1 pseudogene is annotated in these 1,941 nt (G+C 38.4%); it reads left to right on the top strand.

The window, feature by feature from the left end:
• Nucleotides 1-1,584, top strand: a pseudogene (locus ACFINH_RS09700) (YfjI family protein); the annotation flags it as partial.
• Between the last annotated feature and the right edge of the window lie 357 nt (nt 1,585-1,941).

The following is a 1,941-nucleotide window of genomic DNA, read 5'->3' as shown; positions in this document are numbered from 1 at the left end:
GTCGATACCAACAATCAAAATGTTTCATTCAATGATAACGATAATGGCTCTTTAAATGATAAGACTTGTTTAGAAGCTATTCCTTATGAAATCGCATTGCAACAAAATGGTTGGGGGGAATTAAAACCACTTGAATATACTCTCTTACCCGTCGAGTCTTTTCATGCTGCGCAAATGCCTTTAACTTTAAGTCGCTATGTTTATGACGTTGCTGACCGTCAATAAGCTCCTCTTGATTTTGTGGCTGTCGCTGCTTTGTGTGGCTTGGCTGCTCTCATTGGCAATGGCGTGCGGATTGCTCCAAAACAACATGATGATTGGAAGATTGTCCCTAATCTCTGGGGGGCTCTTATTGGTCAACCTTCAACCATGAAAACACCTACCATGCAAGCCGCTTTAACTCCTATCACTTGCCTCCAAAAGAAATGGTATAAAGACTGGCTAAAGCAGAAAGAGAAACAAGAAATTGAAGAGATACTTGAAACTTTAGACAAATTCGAAAAGAAAAAACAAGCCCATAAAGCAATAAAAAAAGGAAATCTTGAAACAGCCCATGCTCTTTTGTCTGAAACCCTCTCTAAAGACAATGCGCGTGATGAGGATGTCTCTCGTTTTATTGTCAATGATGTGACCGTTGAAAAGCTTGGGGAACTTTTAAAAGAAAACCCCCGTGGTCTCTTGATGGTGCGTGATGAATTATCCGGTTTCTTAACAGATATGGAAAGAAAGGAATATCAAACAGACCGTTCCTTTTATTTGGAAGCTTTTAATGGAGATGGTCAATTTACTTATGACCGGATTGGGCGGGGAAGCATTTTTATTCCCAATGCAACCGTCTCTATTATAGGGGGCATTCAACCCTCTCGCATTCTGCCCTTTATACGCAATGTTTTATATGGCAAAGGCAATGATGGTTTCTTACAACGCTTTCAAATGCTGGTCTTTCCCGATGAGACAAAAGATTGGAAATGGGTTGATAGACCGCCCAATCAAGAGGCATGGGAAACTTATGAAGGGGCATTTCGTTCTCTTTATGATAACCCCCTTGGTTCACCAGAACACCCTCTTGTGATGCGCTTTTCTGCTGAAGCTCAAGAGATCTTTCGTGAATGGATGCAAAAGATTTTTAAAGAAGCCAAAGAGAATAACCTTTCTGAAAGCTTACAAGCGCATCTTTTGAAAATGCCTAAGACCATAGTAAGTCTTGCATTGATTTTTGAATTAACCGAAGGGGGGCGTTTTGAAATCAATAAAGGTGCCCTTCAAACAGCCTTGCGATGGGAAAAATATTTGTTCAGTCATGTCAAAAGGCTCTATGCGGCGGCGGATAGCTTAGCAACAGAGGGGGCAAAATTGATTGTCGAGCGCTGTGATCATTTACCCGATGTCTTTACTTTACGTGATATTCATCAAAGAAGTTGGATCGGTTTAACAGATAATAGAGCCGTTAAGCAAGCTTTAGAGCTCTTATGTCGTTCCAATCATATTCGTCAAATAGCAAGCGAAAATAGCTCACAAGGTGGTCGCCCTACCATACGTTATGAATGGCACCCTTTCGTTAAAAACAACAGCATCAAACAATAAAGAAATCTCTTTTGAAGTCTTTAAGACAACCACGCAAAACTCTTTTTATGGCATTCTCATCAAGGAACTTTTTTCCAAAAGTAAATGATCTGAGTGACCTTATCAGAAGAGTTTTGTCAGTCTTGTCAGTTCTTTTTAGAACCTATATTTTTTTAAATGAGAGAAAATTAAAATCATTATATTTCAATATGTTATTTTTTATCAATTTTTCAAAAAACAACCTATATCAATAGTACAACCTATAAATTCAACTAATGCTCTATGTTTTGTAAGGGGTTTGGGGGGGTAGAAACATTCAAAACCTATAAGTAATATAAGAAAATGAATATACATAACCCTCTTTAAATAAAGCTTCTG

The organism is Bartonella sp. AA74HLJMH, from assembly GCF_042197045.1.
Taxonomy (GTDB): domain Bacteria; phylum Pseudomonadota; class Alphaproteobacteria; order Rhizobiales; family Rhizobiaceae; genus Bartonella.
The sequence above is the reverse complement of the archived record's forward strand: the minus strand, read 5'-3'. Positions and strand labels throughout refer to the sequence as shown.